24 protein-coding genes are annotated in these 24,610 nt (G+C 40.6%); 13 read left to right on the top strand and 11 right to left on the bottom strand.

Translation table 11 applies throughout. The features are described from left to right. Positions 1 to 25 precede the first annotated feature (25 nt). The 3 genes from HCCG_RS01795 to HCCG_RS01785 are packed head-to-tail and all read left to right on the top strand — an operon-like array spanning position 26 to position 3,357. Positions 26 to 1,309 carry a MiaB/RimO family radical SAM methylthiotransferase gene (locus HCCG_RS01795; protein ID WP_002955668.1) on the top strand — a complete coding sequence of 428 codons (1,284 nt, stop codon included), beginning with the start codon at positions 26 to 28 and terminating at the stop codon, positions 1,307 to 1,309. Continuing rightward, positions 1,296 to 2,978 (top strand): AAA family ATPase, encoded by a 1,683-nt coding sequence (locus tag HCCG_RS01790; RefSeq protein WP_002955667.1) that lies wholly within the window; start codon positions 1,296 to 1,298, stop codon positions 2,976 to 2,978. The genes HCCG_RS01795 and HCCG_RS01790 overlap by 14 nt, the downstream gene beginning before the upstream one ends. Next, positions 2,962 to 3,357, top strand: a complete 396-nt coding sequence (locus HCCG_RS01785) for a hypothetical protein (RefSeq protein ID WP_002955666.1) — start codon at positions 2,962 to 2,964, stop codon at positions 3,355 to 3,357. Before HCCG_RS01790 ends, HCCG_RS01785 begins: the two co-directional genes overlap by 17 nt. Here HCCG_RS01785 and HCCG_RS01780 read toward each other — a convergent pair. The 5 genes from HCCG_RS01780 to HCCG_RS01760 all read right to left on the bottom strand — a co-directional run bounded on the left by HCCG_RS01780 (position 3,354) and on the right by HCCG_RS01760 (position 6,939). Further along, entirely contained in the window at positions 3,354 to 4,115 is a 762-nt protein-coding gene (locus HCCG_RS01780) for an EI24 domain-containing protein (RefSeq protein WP_002955664.1), read from the bottom strand. The two genes, HCCG_RS01785 and HCCG_RS01780, sit on opposite strands and share 4 nt — an antisense overlap. A gap of 18 nt (positions 4,116 to 4,133) precedes the next feature. Continuing rightward, the gene (gene flgK, locus HCCG_RS01775) at positions 4,134 to 5,954 is read right to left on the bottom strand and encodes a flagellar hook-associated protein FlgK (protein WP_002955662.1); all 1,821 of its coding nucleotides are present in this window, start codon (positions 5,952 to 5,954) and stop codon (positions 4,134 to 4,136) included. Positions 5,955 to 5,962: 8 nt separating this feature from the next. Continuing rightward, positions 5,963 to 6,388, bottom strand: a complete 426-nt coding sequence (locus HCCG_RS01770) for a hypothetical protein (protein WP_002955661.1) — start codon at positions 6,386 to 6,388, stop codon at positions 5,963 to 5,965. 68 nt (positions 6,389 to 6,456) lie between these two features. Further along, positions 6,457 to 6,669 (bottom strand): flagellar biosynthesis anti-sigma factor FlgM, encoded by a 213-nt coding sequence (locus HCCG_RS01765; RefSeq protein WP_002955660.1) that lies wholly within the window; start codon positions 6,667 to 6,669, stop codon positions 6,457 to 6,459. 78 nt (positions 6,670 to 6,747) lie between these two features. After that, on the bottom strand, positions 6,748 to 6,939 hold the full coding sequence (locus HCCG_RS01760) for a hypothetical protein (protein WP_002955659.1): 192 nt from the start codon (positions 6,937 to 6,939) through the stop codon (positions 6,748 to 6,750). A gap of 163 nt (positions 6,940 to 7,102) precedes the next feature. On the opposite strand from HCCG_RS01760, the gene HCCG_RS01755 reads away from it, so the two are divergent. Genes HCCG_RS01755 through HCCG_RS01740 form a run of 4 tightly spaced genes read left to right on the top strand, consistent with a single transcriptional unit; the run spans position 7,103 to position 11,139 of the window. Continuing rightward, positions 7,103 to 8,353: a peptidoglycan DD-metalloendopeptidase family protein gene (locus tag HCCG_RS01755; RefSeq protein WP_015453809.1), complete on the top strand. Its 1,251-nt coding sequence runs from the start codon at positions 7,103 to 7,105 to the stop codon at positions 8,351 to 8,353. Between the two features lie 4 nt (positions 8,354 to 8,357). Continuing rightward, positions 8,358 to 8,981, top strand: a complete 624-nt coding sequence (locus HCCG_RS01750; protein ID WP_002955656.1) for an NUDIX domain-containing protein — start codon at positions 8,358 to 8,360, stop codon at positions 8,979 to 8,981. Positions 8,982 to 8,992: 11 nt separating this feature from the next. Next, positions 8,993 to 9,742 (top strand): plasminogen-binding N-terminal domain-containing protein, encoded by a 750-nt coding sequence (locus HCCG_RS01745; protein ID WP_002955655.1) that lies wholly within the window; start codon positions 8,993 to 8,995, stop codon positions 9,740 to 9,742. Positions 9,743 to 9,744: 2 nt separating this feature from the next. Then, a complete protein-coding gene (locus HCCG_RS01740) occupies positions 9,745 to 11,139 on the top strand; it encodes an FAD-linked oxidase C-terminal domain-containing protein (protein ID WP_002955654.1) in 1,395 nt (464 codons plus the stop codon). 3 nt (positions 11,140 to 11,142) lie between these two features. Here HCCG_RS01740 and HCCG_RS01735 read toward each other — a convergent pair whose 3' ends face one another. From HCCG_RS01735 to HCCG_RS01705, 6 genes are all read right to left on the bottom strand, one after another. Further along, positions 11,143 to 11,796: an outer membrane beta-barrel protein gene (locus HCCG_RS01735; protein ID WP_002955653.1), complete on the bottom strand. Its 654-nt coding sequence runs from the start codon at positions 11,794 to 11,796 to the stop codon at positions 11,143 to 11,145. A gap of 673 nt (positions 11,797 to 12,469) precedes the next feature. Then, entirely contained in the window at positions 12,470 to 13,369 is a 900-nt protein-coding gene (locus HCCG_RS01725) for a toxin-antitoxin system YwqK family antitoxin (protein ID WP_014667268.1), read from the bottom strand. Between the two features lie 61 nt (positions 13,370 to 13,430). After that, positions 13,431 to 15,026: a UDP-glucose dehydrogenase family protein gene (locus HCCG_RS01720; RefSeq protein WP_002955650.1), complete on the bottom strand. Its 1,596-nt coding sequence runs from the start codon at positions 15,024 to 15,026 to the stop codon at positions 13,431 to 13,433. A 15-nt stretch (positions 15,027 to 15,041) separates the two neighbouring features. Next, positions 15,042 to 15,599, bottom strand: a complete 558-nt coding sequence (locus HCCG_RS01715) for a hypothetical protein (protein ID WP_002955649.1) — start codon at positions 15,597 to 15,599, stop codon at positions 15,042 to 15,044. Positions 15,600 to 15,749: 150 nt separating this feature from the next. Next, positions 15,750 to 16,028 carry a DUF362 domain-containing protein gene (locus HCCG_RS01710; RefSeq protein WP_002955648.1) on the bottom strand — a complete coding sequence of 93 codons (279 nt, stop codon included), beginning with the start codon at positions 16,026 to 16,028 and terminating at the stop codon, positions 15,750 to 15,752. 110 nt (positions 16,029 to 16,138) lie between these two features. Beyond that, the gene (locus tag HCCG_RS01705; RefSeq protein ID WP_014667604.1) at positions 16,139 to 16,777 is read right to left on the bottom strand and encodes an MFS transporter; all 639 of its coding nucleotides are present in this window, start codon (positions 16,775 to 16,777) and stop codon (positions 16,139 to 16,141) included. Between the two features lie 226 nt (positions 16,778 to 17,003). Between HCCG_RS01705 and HCCG_RS01700 the strand changes: the two genes are divergently transcribed. Genes HCCG_RS01700 through alaS form a run of 6 tightly spaced genes read left to right on the top strand, consistent with a single transcriptional unit; the run spans position 17,004 to position 24,561 of the window. Further along, a complete protein-coding gene (locus tag HCCG_RS01700) occupies positions 17,004 to 18,707 on the top strand; it encodes an acetolactate synthase large subunit (protein WP_015453807.1) in 1,704 nt (567 codons plus the stop codon). 10 nt (positions 18,708 to 18,717) lie between these two features. Beyond that, a complete protein-coding gene (ilvN, locus tag HCCG_RS01695; protein WP_002955645.1) occupies positions 18,718 to 19,194 on the top strand; it encodes an acetolactate synthase small subunit in 477 nt (158 codons plus the stop codon). Positions 19,195 to 19,208: 14 nt separating this feature from the next. Continuing rightward, entirely contained in the window at positions 19,209 to 20,006 is a 798-nt protein-coding gene (locus HCCG_RS01690; RefSeq protein ID WP_002955644.1) for a pyridoxine 5'-phosphate synthase, read from the top strand. Further along, positions 19,994 to 20,932 carry a 4-hydroxythreonine-4-phosphate dehydrogenase gene (gene pdxA, locus HCCG_RS01685; protein ID WP_002955643.1) on the top strand — a complete coding sequence of 313 codons (939 nt, stop codon included), beginning with the start codon at positions 19,994 to 19,996 and terminating at the stop codon, positions 20,930 to 20,932. Before HCCG_RS01690 ends, pdxA begins: the two co-directional genes overlap by 13 nt. A gap of 59 nt (positions 20,933 to 20,991) precedes the next feature. Further along, entirely contained in the window at positions 20,992 to 21,570 is a 579-nt protein-coding gene (locus tag HCCG_RS01680; RefSeq protein ID WP_002955642.1) for a phosphatase PAP2 family protein, read from the top strand. Positions 21,571 to 21,582: 12 nt separating this feature from the next. Then, positions 21,583 to 24,561 (top strand): alanine--tRNA ligase, encoded by a 2,979-nt coding sequence (gene alaS / locus HCCG_RS01675; RefSeq protein ID WP_002955641.1) that lies wholly within the window; start codon positions 21,583 to 21,585, stop codon positions 24,559 to 24,561. The last annotated feature ends 49 nt before the right edge of the window (positions 24,562 to 24,610 follow it).

Raw genomic sequence — 24,610 nt, 5'->3', positions numbered from 1 at the left:
TCTAGGGAGACATTAAAGGAGCGTTATGAGTGCATTAAAAAAAGTATATTTTAAAACCTTTGGCTGCCGCACAAATCTCTTTGATACGCAGGTGATGAAAAGTAACTTAGGGCAGTTTGAATGCGTGGAATGTGAGAGTGAAGCGGATATTGTGATTGTCAATTCCTGCACGGTAACAAATGGGGCAGATGCTGGTGTGCGTGGCTATTTGCATAAAATGCGAGATTTAAATAAAAAGGTGTATTTCACAGGCTGTGGCGTTGGCACAAGGGGGCAGGAAGTCTTTTCACTCAATCTTGCTTATGGGGTGTTTGCCCATAGTTTTAAGGAAAATATTGATGAATTGCTTCAAAATAAGGAGCGGTTTTTTCATAAAGAAGATAGCCCGGAGCATATTGATAGCACGATTGTAAGTGAGTTTGTAGGGAAGTCAAGAGCATTTTTGAAGATTCAAGAGGGCTGTGATTTTGCGTGTAGCTATTGTATTATCCCTAGTGTTAGGGGCAAGGCGAGATCATACCCAAAAGATAAGATTTTAAAGCAGATTCTTACTTTAGCTGAATCTGGCATTAGCGAAGTGGTGCTAACAGGCACAAATGTGGGGAGCTATGGTAGGGATTTAGATTCTAATCTAGCAGGGCTTATAAGAGAGATTTATAATTTAGGGGTGTTAAGGCGTTTGCGTATAGGTAGCCTTGAGCCTAGTCAAATTGATAGTGAGTTTAAAGAAGTGCTAGAGCTGCCTATAATGGAGAAGCATTTGCATATTGCTTTGCAACATACAAGCGATACAATGCTAGAGATTATGAATAGGCATAATCGTGTGGAGAGTGATTTGGAGCTTTTTAATTATTTCGCTCAAAAAGGCTTTTGCTTGGGGAGTGATTTTATTGTGGGGCATCCGGGGGAAAGTGAATCTGTGTGGGAAAAGGCATTAGCAAATTTTAAGCTTTTTCCACTCACACATTTGCACCCCTTTGTATATAGCAAACGCGATGGAACACCTTCAAGCACGATGAAAAATGACATTAAGGGCGATGTGAGTAAGCAAAGACTGCATACGCTTAAAGACATTGTGGCACAAAATAATGTTGCATTTAGAAAAGCCCATAAGATACCGCTTAATGTGCTGTGTGAAAGCAAAATAGAATCTAGTAATATAGAATCTAGCGATGGTTTTGTCTATACGGGGCTAGATGAATTTTTTAATCGTATGAGATTTGAGAGTGAAAAAGATAATCTTATCGGGCAGTGGCTGACTTTTAAGGACTATGATATAGCAATGGAGCAGAATAATGGCAAAATCTAAAAGTTTGATTATAGGGCTTGTAGGGCTTGTGCTTGTTATCGCACTAGGCTTGGTGCTGGTGTTAAAAGATAATATAGAGCTTGTGAGTGCTAAGGAGGCAGAGCATTTGCTTACAAATCAAAGCGTGAGTGATATTATCTATGATACACAATATATTTATTTTACACTTGAAAACAAGCGGTATAAGGCTTATGCAGAGGGCTTAGATTCTAAACTATGGGCGTTAGATAAACCTGTAACAATCAAAAATCAGCATTTTTTTAGCGAGATTTTGGGCAATCTTGGCATAGTGATTGTGCTGATTTTGGGTTTAGCGGTGCTGTTTCAAGCATTGCGATTATTGTTTAAAAAGCCAAAAATGCGTGAAAACAAAAGGGCAGAGTTTTTGCGTGAGAGTGAAACGCCTATGGAAACGCCTGTGTCTCTTGGTGTGCAAACATATATGCCCTTAGATTCTAGAGTGAGATTTAAAGATGTTGCTGGGATTAGTGAAGTTAAGGAAGAGTTATTAGAAATTATTGATTATCTTAAAAATCCTAGATTCTATCAAGATTTAGGCATTGCTCTGCCTAAGGGAGTGCTGCTTGTAGGACCTCCCGGTGTGGGAAAAACGATGATTGCAAAGGCTGTGGCTGGGGAAGCAAATGTGCCATTTTTCTATCAAAGTGGCTCTAGCTTTGTACAGATTTATGCAGGAATGGGTGCTAAACGCGTAAGAGAGCTATTTTTAAAGGCAAAGGCAAATGCACCGAGTATTGTTTTTATTGATGAGATTGATGCGGTGGGGAAAGCAAGGGGCAATGCTAGGAGTGATGAGCGTGAGGCAACACTCAATCAGCTTTTAACCGAAATGGACGGATTTGAAGATTCAAGTGGGGTGATTGTGATTGCCGCGACAAACAAGATTGAAGTGCTAGATGAAGCGTTATTAAGAAGTGGGCGGTTTGATAGACGCATTTATGTGGAATTGCCTAATTTGCAGGAGAGAGAATCTATTTTAGAGCTGTATTTGCGTGGCAAAAAGCATAGCCTAGATATTCATCACATTGCGCGTTTGTGCGTGGGCTTTAGCGGGGCGGCATTAGCAGCATTGGTAAATGAGAGTGCGTTAAATGCACTGCGACATAAACGACAAGAGATAACACAGGAAGATATTTTAGCGACAAAGGATAAGGTGCTTGTGGGGAAAAAGAAGGCTTTGAGTTTGAGCGAGAAAGAAAAGGAGATTCTAGCTATTTATCAAGGGGCAAAGGCGTTAAGTGCGTATTGGCTAGAAGTTGATTTTGATAAGATTGGGCTTGTGGGGGAGAGCTTTAAGCAGGTGGATAAGGAATTGATTAGTAAGCAAGAGCTTATGAGTAAGATTAAAGTAGCATTAGCTGGGAATATTGCCACAAAGCTTATTTATCAGCAAAGTTTTAGCAATGCTAAAGATGATGTGGCTAGGGCAAAAGAGATTGCTACGCAGATGTGTGCGGAATATGGTATGGCGGAGCGACTTTTGGGCGATGTGAGCGATGTGGCGTATATCTTAGACATGGCACAAAAGGAAATGAGCGAGTTTCTTACAAACGCTAAGCCCTTGCTTGAAAAAGTAGCAAAGGAGCTTTTGGCAAAGGAGCGTTTGAGCAAAGAAGAGATAAAAGCCATTTATGAAGCAAGTCTGTGAAAGTGCTAATCAGGCTCTTGCTAGAATCCTAGAGCAGATTCTAGCAAGAGCGGGGCTAAACCCTTATGTGATTATAGGCTATGGGGCGTTTGGCTTGTCTCCCCGCGTAGATTCAGCAAAAAGGGCGGTGGAGCGGACATTAGAGCGTTTGGAAAAATATGGGGAGCATAGGCAGACAAAGGGGGCGACACAAGAGATTCTAAGAGTGCAGAATCTTATACTTTTTGCCCCACCGATTGAATTGCATAGTTTGCTTGGCTTAGTGGATTCAAATGTGGATATAGACATATATATGGGGCGTGAAAGCAGTATAGAATCTATGGAGCTTTTTGCGAGTTGCGGTATTGTGAGATATTATAAGCATTGTAAATTTGACTAGCTTGTTATATTTTCATTTAGCCTTGTGAAAAAATAATGCGTGATAAGCAGAATCTGCAATGGCATAAGAAAAAAATTAAAAAACGGCACATAGTTTAAGAGATAAGCACTTAGGGCGTAGGCGTGATTTGTAAAAAAACGCGTTTGATTGATAGATTGAAAATGTGATTTTTCCATACTAGCACTACCCACATCATAAAAAGTCATATTTTTAAAAAACAAATACCACACGAGAAATAAGCCAAAAGAGCCAAGCAGTGAGCCAATAAGTGGCACAAGGTATAAAAAAAGTGAGAGAAGGGCTAAAAGTGCAAAAAGTAAAAAATTTTTGATAAATACAAAAATACACTCAAAAAGAGAGCCAAACTCCGCCTTTGGTAAGTGGGGGTAGCTTCTTACCCGCACATATTCCACGATAAAGGGCGTGTAGAAAATGGAAAAAAGCATATTTGTAAGCAAAATCGCTATAAGAAAAAAGATTCCAAACAAAGTATAAAGAGCAAAGGATAGGCTAAAATGGATAATACCATTTAAAATGCTTTGTGCCGTGCCTTGCATATTGAGCCAATCGGGCATAAAGCCTAAAAGCATTTGTGAAAGATAGGTGTAAATCTCATTGCCAAAAATATAAAGCACACCGCCCCAAAGTATAATGCCAAAGAGTGCTGGGAAAAGGGTGAGTGTTAGAATCTTAGCGGAAAAAAAGTCATTGAGACTTTTGCCCAAGAGTGTAAATAGAGAAGATGATGAAGTTTGCATAACTAAGCTTTATTATGCTTATTGCTTGATACCAAGCAGGGTTTCTATCATACGATCAATGGTTGTGATGACTTTAGCATTTGCCGCATAACCGCCTTGGAATTTAATGAGATTTACCATTTCTTCATCAAGGCTTACTTGCGAGATAGCTAAATGCTCCTTTTTCACGGCAGATAGGACAGAATCTTTAGTCTCTTTTGTGCGTTGGGCGGCTTCGGTTTGGTTTGCCACGCGTCCAGCTAGGAACTGAAAATACTCTGGGATTCTCATCTGTTTTTTTTCATACTTATTGACATAAAAATCCACATCATCATATTGGAGCTGTTGCATCATATTTGCCACATCAAAGTTCCCATTTACGGGGGTAAGCCAAGGGCGTATAAGTGTAGCGTCTTTAGCATATTCTTGATTTAAGGCAATATCGTGTGCGTATTCTCCATTAAAAAACTTATTTAGCCCAAAAGCCCCGGTGAAATTACTGCCATTATCCTGAATCGCCACATACAAGCCTTGCGATGGATTCTTTGATAGGATATTAAACTCCTTTGTGCCATTATCATAATACGCACGAAAATAGTCATCAACATCATTTAGGGCGTTATTATCATTATTGTCATCGGTGTTTTCGTTAATGGCTTTTACCACATCGTGCATTGTGGTGATTCTATCAATAGTGATGGTTTTGCGTGCGATTTCTTCGCCTTGTGTGCTATATACAACAACATCAAAACTTCCCTCTTTAATATTATAGTTGCTATCTACAAGGGCATTCAAGCTCCACACATCAAGCTTATCGCTGCGGATTTGCGTTGCCGCACTTTGTGAATAAATGCTGTTTGTCGCTTCAATAAAGCCTTTTGCGAAAATATCTAAATGATTGATATAATCTTGAATCTTACCTACTCTTGTGCCATCTGCCCCGGAATTATATAGGCTAATGAGTGAGCCGGCTTTGCCCTGCACGATTTTATCTGTGATTTCAACTGTTTTGAAGTCATCACCTTGAAAATATACGCGGTTTAAATTGAGATGATTATCATCTTTTTTAAGCACAATGGGGTGATACATCGCCCCATCAACGATATTAAAACCAAAACCGATATTAAGCACATACTCATCATCAAAGTCTGCAAGTTTTGGGTGTATGGAAGCGTTAGAATCTAGATGATTTTTAAAGACATTTGCCCCTACGAGCGTTTGGAGATTGTATTCTAGCTCATCGCGTCTATCGCGTAATTCATTGGCTTGTTTTAACTCTCTTTGGTCTTCCATTTCTTTGAGTTTGCCATTAATGTGGGCGATTTCCTTGGCAATACGATTAACTTCATTAATCGTTACTTCAAGCTCTTCACTTGCTTTTTGTTGTAATCGCACAAGCCTAGCTCTTGTGTCTTTAATATTTGTGCTAAGCACTTGGGAGTTCTTGGCAAGGACTTGCTTTTGGGCTGGGTCTGTGGAGTTTTTAGCTAGGTCTTTCCACGAGTTAAAATACTCTTCTAAATCATTGTAGATTCCCACACCATCAACTTCTGGGAAAAAGGCTGAAGCTTCACGCAAGGTTGTGAAATGCGTATCATAGTATTGTGCTTCTTCTGCGGCTTTGCGGTAGCGATTAAAGACAAATTCATCGTGGATTCTTTGAATCGTCTCTACACTCACGCCCCTGCCGAGATTATAATCTTGAAAGTATAGAGGTTTTTCTGGGCGGACAAGCACACGCTGACGACTATAAAACTCATCACTTGCATTTGAGATATTATTACCCGTTACATCAACCATAAGTTGATGAGCTTGTAAGCCTGTGTAGGAAGTATTGAGAGATGAGAGAATGCCACCCATAATCTAGCCTATGCCTGAATCTTAAGAATATGGCTTTGTGGGCGGTTATGCCCGTAGCCATTGTTTTCGTGTGGAATAACCCTTTGGATAAGGGAGTTATAAAACTCTGCCACAGCAAACACACTTCGTGCGTAATTGGCATTAAGGGTTTTTAGCTCTTCTAATTTTCCACGCATTGTATCAAGTAATGCACTAGTTTCTTGCTTTAAAAGATCTTGGAGTGATTTATGTGGATTTTTTTCACAAAGTAAAAGCATTTCTTGCTGTAAGAGCGATTTTTTGTTTTCAAATGCTTTCACAAGAGAATCCTTTTGCTCAACTCTAGCAAAAATCGCTTCGTGGTTCGCCACTTGAATGTCGGCGTTATCAAGTTGTGTTAATTCTATGAGTGCTTCTAAATCAGCGATAGCACCATTGATATAAGTGTGTAGCATAGCCTAATCCTTCAAAGATCCATTGTTTAACCTGCTTTTTTAGACAAACAAGCCACAATGGATAGTTCTTAAAGGTTAAGCAAATTTGATGCCATTTTTTCGGAAGTTTGTTGCAAATCAATCTTATACTCGCCATTTTTGATTTGCTCTTTGATTTGTTCAGCACGAGAGAGCTGCACTTGCTCTTTTTCTTTGACTTCATTATTCTCACTTTGCTTTGAGATTATATCTCTATTGAGAGCTGCTGTTGCTTTTATGCTTGTATTGATACCATTTACCATAAGATACCCCTTTTATTGATGTGCGATTAATGCCAAATCGGCTAATGTTTAAAAAACTTTAGCTGTTTGACACACTCTTTATTTTACATAGCCTTGCATTTCTTGCTTAAAGTCTTTGAGTGTTGTTACACTTTTAGAGCTTCCATCAGAGCTAAACAAAGGCTTACTGGCATCAACGCGATATGTCCAAATCCCAAGCAACAGCATCACATACAAAAATGCAACAAAACTGATTGTAGGGAATAGCCAATTTTTCAAGCCTATGCTCATATTTCACTCCTTAAAAATACTCCTGCTACAAAAGAGACAGCAAAAAGAATGCCAAAAGTGCAAAATCGTATTCTAGCATTTTTTATTAAAATTTTTATACTAGAATCCAGCATTTTAAAAAGAGCAATTTTAAAACCCCAAATCATTTTATTTAAGGTATTCTATGGTGAAAAAAGCGATTGTATTGTTAAGTTTGTGGAGTAGTCTAAGCTTTGGAGCGACTGCATATAGTCAAATTTGGGAGAGTGGATATACATTTTTTGCTTTTTTTCAAAAGTATAATATTCCAACAAGCGTATATTACAATCTCCCTCCAAAAGATAGGGAGCTAACTTCGGAGGTATATGCGGGTGTTACATACTACACACTTTTAGATGATAATGAGGAATTATTACAGGCACTTATTCCCATAGGCGATGGTATGCAGATTCATATTTTTAAGCGAGATGGCGAGTTTAAGCTTGATTTCGCACCGATGATTTATTTTGAACAAGAGCAAACAATCAGTCTTTCTATTCAAAGTTCTCCCTATCAAGATTTACTTGAGATGACACGCGATAATGGGCTTGTGAGTGAGTTTTTAAACGCATACAAAAATAGTGTCAATTTTCGCTCTATCCAAAAGGGCGATAGACTAGCAGTAATTTATGATCGCAAATATCGCTTAGGCAAACCGCTTAAAAATGCAAATATTAAAGCTGCGGTTGTAGAGATCAACAAAAAGCCACATTATATTTTTAGATTCAATAATGGGCGTTATTACAATAAGGACGGCAAGGAGATTCAAGGCTTTTTGCTACAAACGCCGGTGGCTGGAGCAAGGATTAGCTCACGCTTTTCACTTGGTAGAAAACACCCGATTTTAGGCACGATTCGCCCACATTATGCGGTGGATTATGCCGCACCCAAAGGCACGCCCATTGTCGCAGCTGCTGATGGGGTTGTGATTTTTGCAGGTAAGCGGGGCGGATATGGGAATCTTATTGAAATCCGCCACGAGAATAATCTTAAAACCCTTTACGCACATATGAATTCCTTTGCTTCAGGTATGAAAAGTGGCAAAAAAGTCAAACGGGGACAGCTTATAGGACGCGTTGGCTCAACAGGCTTAAGCACAGGACCACATTTGCATTTTGGGCTGTATCGCAATAATGTGCCTATTAATCCGCTTTCAAGTGTCAAGGCGGTAAGTAAAGAGCTACAAGGTAAGGAAAAAGAGAAGTTTATGGCTGTGAGTGAAAGCTTTATCCCACTTTTGCAAGAGGCGTTGGAAAAAGGTGGCAATAGCATTGTGGCAAATGAAAGCTTTAGTCTTACACCGAGTGAAGCAGACGAAGATTCTACTGAATCTAGTGAATCTAGCACTTCTGCCGATTCTGCTGAATCCACACGGCAAAATCCACAAGGGAAGTAGTCTAATGAAGTCCATTATTACAGATATAAGCTTTTGTGAATGTGTGGATTCAGCCTATATCAAACCTCGCCGTATGCTTTATGTGGAAAATGGGGCAAAACGCAGTTGGGATTTTATCCATAGTCTAGATTCTGTCTCTGTTTTGCTCTATCACACACAAAAGCAAAGTTTGTTGTTTGTTAAGCAGTTTCGTCCGCCGGTATTCGTGCGTCATTTTGGAGAATCACATTTAGAATCTAGGACAGATTCAAAGACTCAAGATGAGGTTGGCTACACTTATGAGCTATGTGCTGGGCTTGTGGATAAAAAGGGCAAGAGCGTGGAGCAAATCGCTAAAGAAGAGGTAGAAGAAGAGTGTGGATATAAGGTCAATAGCTTAGAATATATCACTTCTTTTGCCACAGCGGTAGGGCATAGCGGGGCAAAACAAAACCTTTTTTATGCTGAAATTAATGAAAATGATAGGGTTAGCACAGGTGGGGGTATTGATGGAGAAGTGATTGAATCTGTGTTTGTTAAGGTGGATTGTTTAGAGCAGTTTTTATATAATGAAAGCAAGACAAAAACGCCCGGCTTAGCCTTTGGCGTGATGTGGTTTTTAAGAAATAAAAAATATGTGAATAAATAGAAGGAGAATTTATGTTGTGGCGATTGTGGTTAGGTATTGTATGTGCGGTGAGTATGGGCTTTGCGCTCAATCTTGAGCCTGTGTCAAAAAATATAGCAGAAGTGAAGGGCAAAATACTCACCTTTGAGGCTAATGGATTGAGAGTGGGGCAAAGTGGGATTGTTCTAGCACAAAATGGGGATTATAATGTCATTATCGCAAGTGCTGTGATTGAGCGGATTGAGAGTGGCAATGCGTATGCGAGATTTGCTCATTTTGAAAATATCGCACAAAAATATCTCCCCACACCACAAGCTACACCAACAAAAGATGATAAGGTGATATTTGGTGGGTTTTATAATAAAGCCATTGCTATTGCTCCAAATCAAGAGAGTTACAATAAGATTCTATCTACCAATCCAACGCATTTTGTGCATATTGATTTGTTTGCGGCGTTTTTGGCAAAAGATGGCATTAATGACCCAAAGCCCAAGCATTTGCGTAAGTTTTGTAACGCATATAGCATAGGGCTTGTGTATATTTTGGCGTCAAATGGGCTAAATGTGCTTGATTGCCAAAGTTTTGCCCTGCTTGAAGTGCAGCCCTTTACTAAGCCAGAGCTAGAGACAACCCAAGCACCATTTTTTTCACGCATTGCTAATATTGATACCGGATCACTCGCAAGCAAGTTGCGTTCAAAAAAATCGCGTCAATATTTTAGCTATTATGATGAGCTTTTAAACCCAAGCCTTAAAGCTTTTGATCCCACAAATAAGGAGTGATTATGCTACACAAGCGACATATTCAAGCCATTAAGCAAATGGTAGGGGAAGAGAATTGCTATGATGACAAGGCACATTTGGTGGCGTATTGCTACGATGCGACAAGGGAGCGTTATGAGCCTGATGCAGTGGTGTTTCCTAGGAATGAGCAAGATGTCAGTGCGGTTTTAGCCTATTGCAATGATCAAAAGATTCCTGTTATTCCTAGAGGGGCGGGAAGTGGCTTTACCGGTGGGGCATTGCCCGTTCAAAGGGGGATTGTTTTAGCATTAGAAAAGCATTTTAATAGAATCTTAGAAATTGATGAAAAAAATCTTATCGCTAGAGTGCAACCCGGCGTGGTGAATAAGGCGTTTCAAGAAGCGGTGGAGGCAAAGGGCTTATTCTATCCGCCAGATCCTGCAAGTCAGGAATACAGCACACTTGGAGGCAATGTCAGTGAAAATGCTGGAGGTATGCGAGCGGCGAAATATGGAATCACAAAAGATTATGTGATGGCATTGCGTGCGGTTTTGCCAAATGGCGATGTGATTCGTGCAGGAAAAAAGACGATAAAAGATGTAGCAGGATTCAATGTTGCTGGAATCTTAATAGCAAGTGAAGGCTCTTTAGCTGTTATTACAGAAATTACGCTCAAGCTTATTGCCAAGCCAAAGCTCACACGCTCGGCTATGGGCGTGTTTGCTGATATAGAATCAGCGATGAATGCAGTGTATAAAAGTATGGCAAGTGGCATTACGCCTGTGGCAATGGAGTTTTTGGATAATTTGAGTATTTGTGCGGTTGAGGAGCGATTCCACAAGGGGCTACCAACTCAAGCGGGGGCTATTCTCATCACGCAAGTTGATGGGGATTTGCCAGAGCAGTTAGACTTTCAGCTTGAAGTTTTGCAGGAATGCTTTAAGGCAAATGGTTGTGTGGAGTTCAAAATCGCTCAAACTGATGATGAAGCGGCGGATTTGTGGTTTGCAAGGCGGAATGTCAGCCAAAGTATCACCATTTATGGTAAGAAAAAGCTCAATGAAGATATTACCGTGCCGCGTTCAGCCTTGCCGGAGCTACTTAAACGCATTGGGATTCTAAGCAAAGAATATGGCTTTAAGATTCCTTGCTTTGGGCATACGGGCGATGGGAATGTGCATGTAAATGTAATGGTGAGTGATCCAAATGATGCACAATCTATGCAAAGGGGCTATGCGTGTATAGAGGAGATTTTTAAAATCGCCATTGAGCTTGAAGGCACTCTTAGTGGGGAACACGGCATAGGCTTGTCAAAAGCCCCTTTTATGCGTTTAGCCTTTAGTGAAGCGGAGATGAATTTATTTGCGAATATCAAAAAAGCATTTGATCCAAATAATATTCTTAATCCCGGCAAAATGGGCTTAGATATGAAGTAATGGCTAAAATATGTAAGAATAGCTTAGATTCACACTTGCTGCTGTGAATCCAAAGCCACTTCTGTTTTGCGACTCAAGGCTTTGATAAAATATAGGCAATCGGGGGAATCTTAAGCCAAGTTCAACTTTGTGCTGTTGTGTAAAAGTCGCTGAAACGCCTACATTCGTAATAAATGCTAATCCAAAATAATCATATTTGTTTTGAAGAAAGTTAAGAATGTCTGCATTATTCCAAGTGCTGATAGTATAGCCTAGCCCAAACCCACCAAATACACCTAGTGAAAAAGATTCTGTGTTAAGGAAATTAATCATTAAGTCCATATTGCCGGTTGAGTGTTGAAAATGGATAAATAATTTATCATTTTTGATGTGCCAAGTGCGACCAGAATTGAAATCATATTGCAAATATGTCCTAACACCAACGCGTGGAGAAAACCAATACTGATATCCGCCTTTTATGCCAAGTGCGGTTGAGTAGGTTGTTTCTTTCATTAGCACACTATCCCACGATGTGTCATTACCAGCTGTATCAAAAAATACGCCCGTTATAAAGCCAAGCCCTCCCGTTGCCCCAAGAAATAAGCCACTTTTTTCTTGGGCAAGTATGTTTGAGCTCAATGATAAGCTTAAAAGAATTACTACAAAAACTTTTTTCATTGATATTCTAACTCCCCAGCGAAATTAAGGCCAAATTCTATTTGAAAAAAATCTAATTCTTTGACAAAAAAAAACGGAGATTTACAAAAATTAATCACAAAAAGTAACAAAATAAATTGAGTTGATATTGGAAATAGACGCAGATAAACATTAATTACAAATAAATATTTTTAGATTATCATAAAGGCATTTGACTCAAAATAATATTTTGAATCCCGGCAAAATAGGCTTAGATATGAGCTAGTTTGTCTCATCAAAAAAGTCCTTTATATAATATTCGCCATCGAATAAACAAATCTTACGGATATGACTTCCTTTTCTTGTCATAAATCTCGAAAAATTGAAGTCCAAAGTGCACACAAAAAGTTCCTTGTGTAATAGGTTTTTGTATTGTTCTATTTTTCTGGCAAGATTCAAGAATCTTAATCAGTCTTTGTCTTAAGTAGCTAAAAGTTTATAAATCTCTCTTTTTTTGTAAATCTTGTTTTGGTAAAAGTGTGATTTTGGGGAATTGTGTGCGGTTAAAGGTAGCTTGGCGTTTGGCTAATTGACAAGTATGAAAAAACAGCTCTTGTTTTAAAGATTTAAGGCTTGTAAGTTTGCCTTGTAAAAATGCTAGGTAGGCAATCCTTAAGGCTTCAAAGCAATACAATGTGAAAACAGAATCTAAAAACTAATCCCCCCGTGTTCTTACTTCGCTTAAGCCCGGAAGACAACTTTGTGCTTGGCAGTCTAGCTTTGCGGTGATTTCGCCTTTTTGGTTGTATTCTTTCTGCCATATAGCTTGATTATTTTCATAGAGCATTTCAAGCTTGAGTTTGCCATTGGGATAAAACCAGCTCACTTCCACCTTTTTGGGAGAGCCTGTGCTGTAAATACGCTGCGTTACAAGATTGCCATTTTCATCAAAGGTTCGCTCTTTGCCGACTTTCTCATCATCTTCAAAACTCGCCTCTGCACGCACCAGCCCATTCTCATCATACTGCTTCATATCGCCATTTTTCTTGCCATCGCGGTAATTTACCATCTCGGCAATTTTACCACTTTTAAAAAATCCCCGACTTACCCCCTCAATCTTGCCCTGCTTATAGGCATATTGCCGAGAGACCTTACCATTATCATAGTATTCTACGACTTTGCTCTCCAAGATTCCATCATTATAATCTGCTTCTTTAGCAAGTGTGCCATTTGAGTGATACCACTTTGCCTTGCCGATGATTTTACCCTCATCATAGGTCATTTCTGCTTTCAAAATACTTTGCGGATAAAACTCTTGGGCTAATCCATCTAGCTTATTGTTTTTGTAGTTCGCATCATACAGCACTTCGCCATCTTGGGAATACTGCATTTCTCGCCCCTCTTTGCGTCCATTAATATAGTGCATTTGATGAAGCAAACGCCCACTCTCATCATACCACGCCTCACGCCCGTGCTTAATGTCTGTGCCTTTAATGTAGCTCACACGAATCTGCTTGACCTCACCAACCGTTCCCATTGTCGTGGTGCGTATCTCAAGCTCCGCCCCCATAAGAAAGCCTATCATACCCATAAAAATTACAATACTTTTTAGCATACACACTCCTTTTATAGAATCCTAACTTTTACAATCGGCTTTTTTATTAAATGGTATGTTTTTAAGCCCTCTGTGCAACCCCAATTTGATAATACGCAAAGCCCTTAGATTCTAAGCCACAATGCTGATAAATATTTCGTCCATCAAAGATAATAGGCTCTTTTAACAGCTTTGCTATTTCGCCAAAATCAGGACTTCTAAACTCCCGCCATTCAGTTAGCAGCACCAACGCTGCACAGCCCTGCAACGCACTATATTTACTCTCCATAAATATAATAGAATCTAGCCTATCTTTGAGATAGAATCTTGCTTGTTCGTATGCCTTTGGATCATAGGCTTGTATCCTTGCCCCACGCTTAGTTAGCTCATTTATTAACATCAAAGAGCTTGCCTCACGCATATCATCAGTCTCTGGCTTAAAACTAAGCCCCCATACACAAAAGCTAAGCCCTTGCAGATTCTCCCCAAAATGCTTGACTATTTTTTCCACCAAAAACATTTTTTGCTTTTCATTGACTTCCTGCACCGCCTGCAAAATCTTTGCCGTGTAGCCCACATCTTTTGCACTCTTTTCTAACGCCCTTACATCTTTAGGGAAGCAGCTCCCGCCATACCCACAGCCCGGGTAAATAAAGCTATATCCTATGCGTGAGTCGCTGCCTATGCCCTGCCGCACATCATTGATATTTGCCCCCACACGCTCACAGATTTGACTCATCTCATTAATAAAGCTAATCTTTGTAGCAAGCATTGCATTTGCTGCATATTTTGTCATCTCCGCAGATTCTATCCCCATCGCAATGAACCTATCGCTTTTCAATAAAAATGGTGCATACAAGGCTCTCATCACTTCTAATGCCCTTGTAGAATCTGTGCCGATAACCACTCTATCTGGACTCATAAAGTCTTTTATAGCAACGCCTTCTTTGAGAAATTCGGGGTTGCTTACGACATCAAATGCAATGGGTTGCATTTCAGTTGAGTGATGAATGTTAGATTCTAAAAAATCATCGTTGTTTTCGTTGTTTTCGTTGTTTTCTTTTCGCAAAAAGGGATTTTGTTCTGCTTCTTTTTTTTGAGCTAAGGGGGAGAGGCTTGAATTAGGCGAGGTCGCTCCCTCCCCCTTAGCAATCCCCAACCCCGACAACGCCTCTAAAGTGGGCGTTTCACTTTGTGAATCGCTACTATGATTACCCAAAGACGAATTGCCTTGACAAGCTGAATGCCTCCCTCTTTTGATTAACGCAGATTCTATGATTCTTCTCACCTCTCTAGCCGTCCCAACCGGCACTGTGCTTTTATCCACCACCACGACATATTTTCGCTCTATATGACTGCCAATGTCCTGTGCCACAGCTTTGACAAAGCTTAAATCCGCACTGCCATCTTCACCCATTGGTGTGCCAACAGCGATAAAAATCACTTCCGCATTTGAGATAGCTTCCTTTTTGTCCGTGCTAAAACGCAAAGTTTTAAGCCTAGCATTCTCACGCACCATTTCTTCTAAGCCCGGCTCATAGATAGGGATTTTGCCTTGCTTTAAAGATTCTATCTTTTTAGAATCTACATCAAGGCAAATCACTTCATTTCCCATTTGGGCAAAACACGCCCCAGCCACAAGCCCTACATACCCACTACCAATAATCGTAACCTGCATTTGTATCCTTAAAGCTTATTTGCTAGGCATATTTGAAAGGTTATTAAAAATCGTGCGGAGTGAGCGTCTAATGACATTTTGCTTTTGATCTTGCGTGATTTCTAGCTCATCGCCAACGCCAAGATATTTTTTCTCACTCATCTTCAATGTACTTGTTGCATTTTGCTGAATCGTGTTTGTCTTATTTGTCATTGTGAAGCTTACATCGCTTTTTAAAGTCGCACTATCCTTGGTGCTAATGGCACTTGTGTCTTCTTTTGTCTCTTGAATCTCAAAGCCATATTTGATGTTAAGCGTATAGTTTGTTGGGCTTATTTTAGATTCAATCTTAAAGCAACCGCTTTTAGCAAGGCTTTCATCTAAGATTACTTGAAAATCTTTTTTTGAAAGGATATTTTCCTTTGTTGTCTCAATCTTACCAAGGGCAATGGTATATTTTGGCTCATTGCAAATTTGTGTAATTTCCCCATTATCCTGTGGTGTGCTAGGCTCACCAGAAAAGCACCCTGCTAACAATAACCCTAAACCAAAAGCTCCAAATGCAAAAGTCCCAAATGTGTGTAATAACCTCATTATGTCTCCTTGAAAGTGAAATTTAAAAACGGATTTATTCTAGCTTAAGAATCTAAATTAGCAAAAACAAGTTAAATTTCAAGATGAAAAAGTGAAAGTTTAAAAGAAGATTTGTAAAGCAAGAATCCCACAAGCGTGAGATTCTATATTTTAAGATACCACAGGGTGTGTGCCATCTCTCATATCAGCACCGATATTGTCGCGATTGCTACTTCCCAATTCGCTCCACACGATGCAACCATCAGTTGGGCAAGCACTTGCACAAGCAGGTTGCTCATTATGCCCAACGCACTCTACGCATTTGTCTGAATACACATAGTAAATGCCTTCGCCTGTTGGATTATCATCATCATCAACGATAGCACTTACAGGACATTCATCAATACAAGAACCACAAGCGATACAAATATCTGTAATCTTAACAGCCATAGCTCTGCTCCCTTATTTGTTGTTTGTTTGGGTCAAAACCCGGGCTGAAGTATAATCATACTTATCTTAAAAAACGCATAAAATAAGAATGAAAGTTTTATGTTGCCTTTTTATGATTGGTAAGTAGAGATGATTTTCCACGCGTTGGGATTAGCAAAAACTGAGCCTTTAGAATCGGCTTTAAGTTTTGGGCGTGAGATTCTACGATTTTTCATTTGCGGAAAATAGCTTATTAATGCAATGAGAGCTAAAATCGCCCAGATTCCAAGTGCGATTGGCACGGGTAAAATCATCATAAGTGGCAAGATAAGGGCAATACCAAGTGCGGCAGAGAGATTGAGCACAAGGCTATAAATCCCCATAATTTTTGGAATATTGCGTGGGAATTTTGCTTTTACAAGGCTAGGGAGTAAAACATTTGCAATAGCTATGCCCCCTCCCATAATCGCTGTGCCGATGAAAAGCTCCGCACTCTCCCCCACACAACGCAAAATCTCGCCTACAAAAATACATATAAGCCCTATGAATAAAGCCCTTGTAGGCTGAAAATATGATACAAAAAATGATACAAGCCCAAAAGCTAAAAGGGGCAGGGAAGTCAGTAGTCCGGTTAATGCGGCATTTAAATGATAATAGTCCTTGATAATATCAACAACGGGGCTTATGGCGGTGATGGGGGCACGGAGATTAAGGCTTATTAGAATAATTGGCAAAAGATTGATAAAAAAGATTTTTTGACGCATATTCATAAAATCTTGCTCCATTGTGTCTTGGGCGTTGTAATTAACTTATTTACAGGGTATTGCGAATGTGAAAGGGGTATTGTATAAAATAAGTATAAATTTTTGAAAAATTTTCAAACTTTGAATGATTTTATTGCATTCTTAAGCAAAATTGGTATGATTTGCCTTTTCTTAAAATTCTAAGTTTCAAGCGTTAAGATTATCTTAAGATTATCTATGGAAGGAATATTTTATGAAAACAATGACAGGTGCGGAGATGGTGATTCAAGCCTTGCACTTAGAGGGTGCGAAGGTTGTTTTTGGGTATCCGGGTGGGGCTGTTTTACACATCTATGATGAGATTTATAAGCAAAATTATTTCTCCCACATTCTCGCACGCCACGAGCAGGGGGCAATTCACGCCGCTGATGGTTATGCTAGGGCTAGTGGCGATGTGGGTGTAGCCATTATCACATCAGGTCCGGGCTTTACAAATGCCGTTACAGGTATTGCCACGGCCTTTACAGATTCTATCCCACTTGTGGTGATTAGCGGACAAGTGCCTATTACACAAATTGGAACAGACGCGTTTCAAGAGATTGACGCGGTGGGGATTTCTCGCCCTTGCACGAAGCATAATTTTTTAGTGCGGAATCTAGCAGAACTCCCTAGAGTCTTGAAAGAAGCCTTTTATATCGCACGAAGTGGGCGACCCGGACCGGTGCTTGTGGATATTCCAAAAGACATTACAGGCACAAAAGGCGAGTTTTCCTACCCAGATTCTATTGTGTTGCAAAGCTATAAGCCTACAATTAAGGGCAATCCGCGTCAGGTTAAAAAGCTCTGTGAAGCTATCTCTAAGGCTTCAAAGCCTTTATTTTATATCGGTGGTGGGGCTATTCTCTCAAATGCGGGTGAGGTGATTAGAGATTTGGTGCATTGCACGGGTATTCCTTGCACGGAGACACTTTTGGGGCGTGGGGTGCTACGATATGATGATGATAATCTGCTAGGAATGCTAGGAATGCACGGAAGCTACGCGGCAAATATGGCGGTGAGTGAGTGTGATTTACTCGTGTGCTTGGGTGCTAGATTTGATGATAGGGTAACAGGTAAATTAAGTGCATTTGCCACACAGGCAAAAATCGCCCATATTGATGTAGATCCTAGCTCTATTGGTAAGGTTGTAGGCGTGGATTATCCCATTGTTGGGGATTTAAAGAGTGTTGTGAGTGATATGTTAAGTGAGCTAAGTGGCTATGAGAGTGCTAAGATTCTAGAGTGGAAAGAGCATTTGCGAGAGTATGCAAGGCAGCATCCGCTAAGTTTTGAAGATAGCCTTGATTGTATTAAGCCACAATGGGTGATTCAAAGGCTAGGCGAGATTCTAGGAGAAAATGCGATTATTACCACAGATGTGGGACAGCATCAAATGTGGGCGGCACAATTTTACCCCTTTAGCTTTCCGCGTCAGTTTTTAAGTAGCGGTGGGCTTGGGACTATGGGCTATGGGCTACCTGCGGCTATGGGAGCAAAACTCGCGCGTGAAGATAAAACACTTATTAATGTCACTGGTGATGGCTCAATTCTAATGAATATCCAAGAGCTGATGACTTGCGTCGCGTATGGGATTCCACTTGTGAGTGTGATTTTGAATAATAATTATTTGGGTATGGTGCGGCAGTGGCAGAGCTTTTTTTACGAGCATAGATTTTCACACACAGATTTGACTTTACAGCCTGATTTCATAAAGCTTATAGAATCTTTTGGTGGCGTGGGCTTTAGAGTGGAGAAAAAAAGCGAGTTTGATTTGGCGTTGCAAAAGGCATTAGATTCTAAGAAAGTGGCGTTTATTGAAGTGATTGTGGATAGGTATGAAGATGTGCTACCTATGGTGCCAAGCGGTGGGGCAATACACGAGATGATACTCCCAAAGACACAACAAAAACAAGATTAAAGGCGAACTTATGGAAGCAAAAGTTTTACGAAAAAGCATTTGTGTAAATGTGATTAATGAACACAGCGTTTTGGCTAGAATCTCTGGGCTTTTTTCAGCGCGTGGGTATAATATAGAATCGCTTACCACCGCTCCCATTCCCAATAGCAATCTTTCACGCATTACGATTGTGACGCAAGGCTCGGAAGTGGTTATTGAGCAGATTATCAAGCAGCTTCATAAGCTTATCCCTGTTGTGAGCGTGATTTCAAGTGATGATTTGCTTGAGAAAGAAGCGGTGCTTGTGAAGATTCCAATCAGTGAGAAACTCGCAGATATACAGGCATTATGTAAAGCCTATAATGGCAAAATCGTCAATGCCAATGAAAAGTATGTCATTGTAATAGCCACAGATAGACCTACCGCTATTGAGCAGTTTATTTCCGCCATTAAGATTTTTAATCCTAAAGAGATTGTGCGAAGCGGTGTCATCGCAATGGAACGATAGATTAAGGAGAGAATATGCGGCTAGGAGTGAATATTGATCACATAGCAACTTTGCGTGAAGCAAGGGCGATTTATGAGCCTGATCCATTAGAGGCGGTATTTATTGCTAAAAATGCAGGGGCTAGTCAAATTACACTGCATTTGCGTGAGGATAGGCGGCATATCCACGATAGCGATGTCAAACGCATTGTAGAATCTAGCCCCTTGCCTGTCAATATTGAATCTGCCCTTGATGAAAAGGTGATTGATTATCTCTGTGCGATTGTCCCACAACGCATTACCCTTGTGCCTGAAAAGCGAGAGGAGATAACAACTGAAGGAGGGCTAGATATAGAATCTCATTATGAGAGTATCCGTGAAGTGCTCAAAGCCTTTGAAGCTCAAGGCATTGCCACGGCGTTATTTATTGACCCTAAAAAAGAATCTATCTTTCTAGCGCGTGAGCTTGGCGCACAAGCTGTGGAGCTACACACTGGGCGATATGCGAACCTGCATTTAATGAAAAATACAAACCTTTCCCGCACACATCGCAGGATTACAGAGCTTGATTTACCCCCACAAGAGCTTGAATCTGAAATACAAAAGAGCCTAGATTCTATTGGTCAATGTGCTAAACTTGCCACTTCTAGTATGGACACAAGGGCGTTAGAGTGCTTTGCAGGACACGGGTTAAATTATCAAAATGTCGCTGATATTGTGCGTATTCCTTATATCAGTGAGCTAAATATCGGGCATAGCATCATTGCTAGATCTGTATTTGTGGGGCTGGAGCGTGCTATTATGGATATGAGAAGGGCAATGTGCCAAAGATAGCTATCAGCATAGGCGATATAAATGGCATAGGGCTTGAGATTGCCCTAAAGTCGCATAATGCTATATCTCAAATTTGTGAGCCTGTGTATGTTACGCATTTAGAGATTGTAGAATCTGCAGCAAAGATTCTAGGCTTATCAATGCCAAAGGATATGAAATGTGTAGCGGACTTTGAGCTTTGTGTTGATATACAGCCCGGTGTGGTGAGTAAAGAGAGTGGGCTATATAGCTATAAAAGCTTTCTTCAAGCTATCAAACTTACAGAATCTAGGATAACACAAGCCCTTGTAACTTTGCCTATACACAAAAAAGCGTGGCAAGAAGCGGGGGTAAAATCCATCGGGCATACGCAAGTGTTATCACAATATTTTGGAGCAGATTCTATTATGATGCTAGGCTGTGAAGAGATGTTTGTAGCCCTATATACTGATCATATACCGCTTAGAAAAGTCAGTCAAAGCATAAATCAAGATTCTATAAAAACATTTTTACTTTCTTTTGCTGGGGCGGTTAGGCTAAATGAGCCTTGCTGTGTGCTTGGGCTAAATCCGCATTGTGGCGATGGTGGGCTTATGGGAGATGAGGATAAATATATTACTCAAGCGGTATGTGAAGCAAATATGGTGTTAAATAGAGAGCTATTTTTTGGAGCTTATCCGCCTGATAGTGCGTTTTCCCCGCTTAATCGCAAGAAATTTAGATATTTTGTAAGTCAGTATCACGATGTGGGATTAGCCCCACTTAAGGCATTGTATTTTGAGCAAAGCATTAATGTGAGCTTGAATCTCCCCATTCTCCGCACTTCTGTTGATCACGGTGTGGGCTTTGATGTGGCATATAAAAAGAGCGTGAAAATTCATACTCAAAGCTATATGAATGCGGTGAAATATGCGGTGGATAGGAAATCTAAGCCACTCTTAGCATAAGCAATTTTAAGGATAGAATCTTATAATAACGCCTTTATTTTTGCTAATGAAGGATAAGAATGAAGCGGCTTTGTATGGTTTTATGTATATGTGGATTACTCGGTGTGTCTCACGCACGAGAGAATGAGTTTGAACAATTTGGCGATGCGTTTAGATTCTTGCCTTTGTATGTGATGATTGTGTCTATTGCAATGGAGGATTATGAGGGTGCTTCGCAGCTTGCACTTGGCACACTTGGCACACAACTTGCCACAGAGGGTATTAAAGAGATTTTTGAAACAATGCACGAGAATGGCTATAAGGTTGAGTTTGCTAAACGCCCTTGCTGTGATATTTATAAAGGTATGCCAAGCGGACACGCAAGTGGGGCATTTAGTGCGGCGGGGTATGTGTATTATCGCTATGGGTGGAAGTCCGCCATTCCCGTTGGGATTCTAGCCACACTCACAGCAGCTTCAAGGGTAGAGGCAAAAAAGCATTCTGTGTTGCAAGTGAGTGTTGGAGCGTTAATTGCTTGGGGGTTTGCGTGGGTTTTTACAAAGGAATATATGCCAAAAAATACGCTCATTACGCCAAATATTGATACTGATATGCAAGGCAACCCAACAGTAAGCCTAAATGTGCGTTATAGATTCTAAAGGAGCAAAGTGATGAAAGATATTAGAGCATTGTATTTGGAGTTTTTTAAAAGCAATGGGCATAAAGTCTATGATTCTATGCCTTTAGTGCCAGATGATGCAAGTCTGCTTTTTACCAATGCGGGAATGGTGCAGTTTAAGGATATTTTTACAGGTAAGATTCCAATCCCAAGTCCCAATATCGCTACAAGCTCACAGCTTTGTATCCGTGCAGGTGGGAAGCACAACGACTTAGAAAATGTCGGCTATACAGCACGACATCACACGCTTTTTGAAATGCTTGGTAACTTTAGCTTTGGGGCGTATTTTAAAAAAGAAGCTATTGCGTATGCGTGGGAGTTTGTAACAGAAATTTTAGGTTTTGATAAGAGCCTTTTATATGTAACGATTCACGAAAGCGATGATGAAGCGTATGAATTATGGCATGAGCATATAGAATCTAGTCGCATTAAAAGAATGGGTGATAAGGATAACTTCTGGCAAATGGGCGATACAGGACCTTGCGGACCTTGCAGTGAGATATATGTGGATCAAGGAGCGGAGTTTTTTAATGGAGAAGAGGACTATTTCGGCGGTGAGGGGGATAGATTTTTAGAGATATGGAATCTTGTGTTTATGCAGTATGAAAGAAGTGCTGATGGGAGTTTGACACCATTGCCTAAGCCTAGCATTGATACAGGTATGGGGCTAGAGCGAGTAATAGCACTCAAAGAGGGCGAGATAAATAATTTTGATTCTAGTCTTTTTGCACCCATAATGCAGTGTATTAAGGAGCTTACAAGCAAGAGCTATTACCGCGATAGCGTGTTGCTTAAAAACACGATGGGTTTTGCAAAAGACATAATAGATTCTTGTAAGAAAGACATTGCAAGCTTTAGAGTCATTGCCGACCACGCGCGAGCTGTGGCGTTTCTGTTGGCACAAGGGGTAAATTTTGACAAAGAGGGCAGGGGCTATGTTTTGCGGAGAATCTTACGCAGAGCGGTTAGGCACGGCTATTTGCTAGGCTTAAGAAAAGCGTTTTTATATGAAGTTGTAGGGGTAGTGTGTGATTCTATGGGCGGACATTATAGCTATTTAATAGAGCGTAAAAATGCCCTGCAAGAGCAGTGCAAGGCAGAAGAAGAGAGGTTTTTTGAGACGATAGAATCGGGAATGGCGTTGTTTAACGCAGAGCTAGAAAAATTAAGGGGGTATTCAGTATTGAGCGATAAATCGGCGAATCTGCGTTCGCCAACTGCGGCACTTACCTCTAGTAAGCTTCTTGTTGGCTCACTTGGTAACGCCGATTTCTCATCTCAATCCTTAGAATGCCAAGACTCTCACAAAGTGGATTCTAACAAGACCAAAGAAGCAATGCACTTTAGCGGTGAAATAGCCTTTAAACTCTACGACACTTACGGCTTTCCGCTTGATTTAACACAAGATATGCTAAGGGAGCTTGGCTTGGGCGTGGATATGCAGGGCTTTGAAAAATGTATGCAGGAGCAAAAAGAGCGGAGCAAAGCACACTGGAAAGGAAGCGGCGATAGTGTCAAGGATGGCGATTTTAACGCACTGTTGAGTGAATTTGGTGAGAATGAGTTTGTGGGCTATGAAAGCATAAGCACAGAATCTAAGATTCTAGCCTTGCTAGATTCTAACTTCAAAAGAGTGGAATCTTTACAGGCAGGGCAAGAGGGCTGGATGATGTTGGAATCTACGCCGTTTTATCCGGAGTCAGGCGGACCGATTGGGGATAAGGGAGTATTATTTAGCTTGGAGCATTCAGCTTGTAACAATTCGTCTTTGGGTAATCATAGTGGCGATTTTGTGGATTTTAGGGGAGCCGCAGACTCTATGTCTAGCTCCCCCCTAAAATCCACAAAAAGCCCCACTAGCAACACCGCAAATACTAGAATTGTAGATTCTAGCAAAGTGGATTCTAGTAGTCCGCAAAATATAATCGCTAAAGTTTTAGACACCCAAAAATATTTTGGGCTAAATCTCTCTAAAGTCGTTGCCACAAGTATGCTAAAAACAGGGGATTTGGTGAAAGCACAAGTGGATTCTAGTCGTTTTGAAATCATTAAGCACCACTCTGCCACGCATTTACTGCATTACGCCTTAAGGCAGATTCTAGGATCTCATATTGCTCAAGCTGGAAGTCTTGTGGAAGCAAATCGCTTGCGTTTTGACTTCTCTCACCCAAAGGCGTTAAGCGTCAATGATCTAGAGCAAATAGAAGCCCTAGTCAATAGTAAAATTACAGAATCTTCCCCGCAAGTGTGTGAGACTATGGGGATAGACCAAGCTAAAGCAAAGGGGGCTATGGCACTCTTTGGCGAGAAGTATGGGGAGAGTGTGCGTGTGATAACCCTCGGCGATTCTATTGAGCTATGCGGGGGGATTCATATCCACAATACCGCAGAGATTGGGAGCTTTTATATCGTGCGTGAAAGTAGCGTGAGTAGTGGGGTTAGGCGTATTGAAGCGGTGTGTGGCAAAGCGGCGTATCACTATGGCAAAGCAGCACTAGAATCCATAAAAAGCCTAAAAGAGCAGCTAAAAGCCCAAGATGTCCTGCAAGGTGTGGCAAAGCTGCAAAATGCACTAAAAGAGGCAAGAGAGAGTGCAAACAAGGCAAAGCAGAGTGTCAAAAGCCTAGATTATGAAGAAGTCAATGGCGTGAAACTCATCGTCCTAAAGCTAGATTTAGTGGAGGCAAAAGAGGCAAAGGACATCATAGATAGGGCGAAAAATGAGAATGAAAAGGTAGCGATTTTGCTTGTAACAGAATCTGGCGGCAAAGTCTCTCTAACCGCTGGAGTAAAGGGTGTATCTAGCCTTAAAGCTGGAGCGTGGGTAAAGCAAGTCGCACAAATCTTAGGGGGCAATGGTGGAGGCAGAGATGATTTTGCCACCGCTGGAGGTAAGGTTACAGAATCTAATAAAGTCCAAGAAGCCCTAGATCTAGCAAAAAACATTGCAAGAGAGAAATTAAATGGATAAAAAAAGTAAAGATGCGTTCAATGGTTTAAGCACACAAGAGTGGGCTAAA

The organism is Helicobacter cinaedi CCUG 18818 = ATCC BAA-847 (assembly GCF_000155475.1).
Classification (GTDB): domain Bacteria; phylum Campylobacterota; class Campylobacteria; order Campylobacterales; family Helicobacteraceae; genus Helicobacter_C; species Helicobacter_C cinaedi.
Note: the sequence above shows the minus strand (reverse complement) of the source record. Positions and strands in the feature narration are given on the sequence as shown.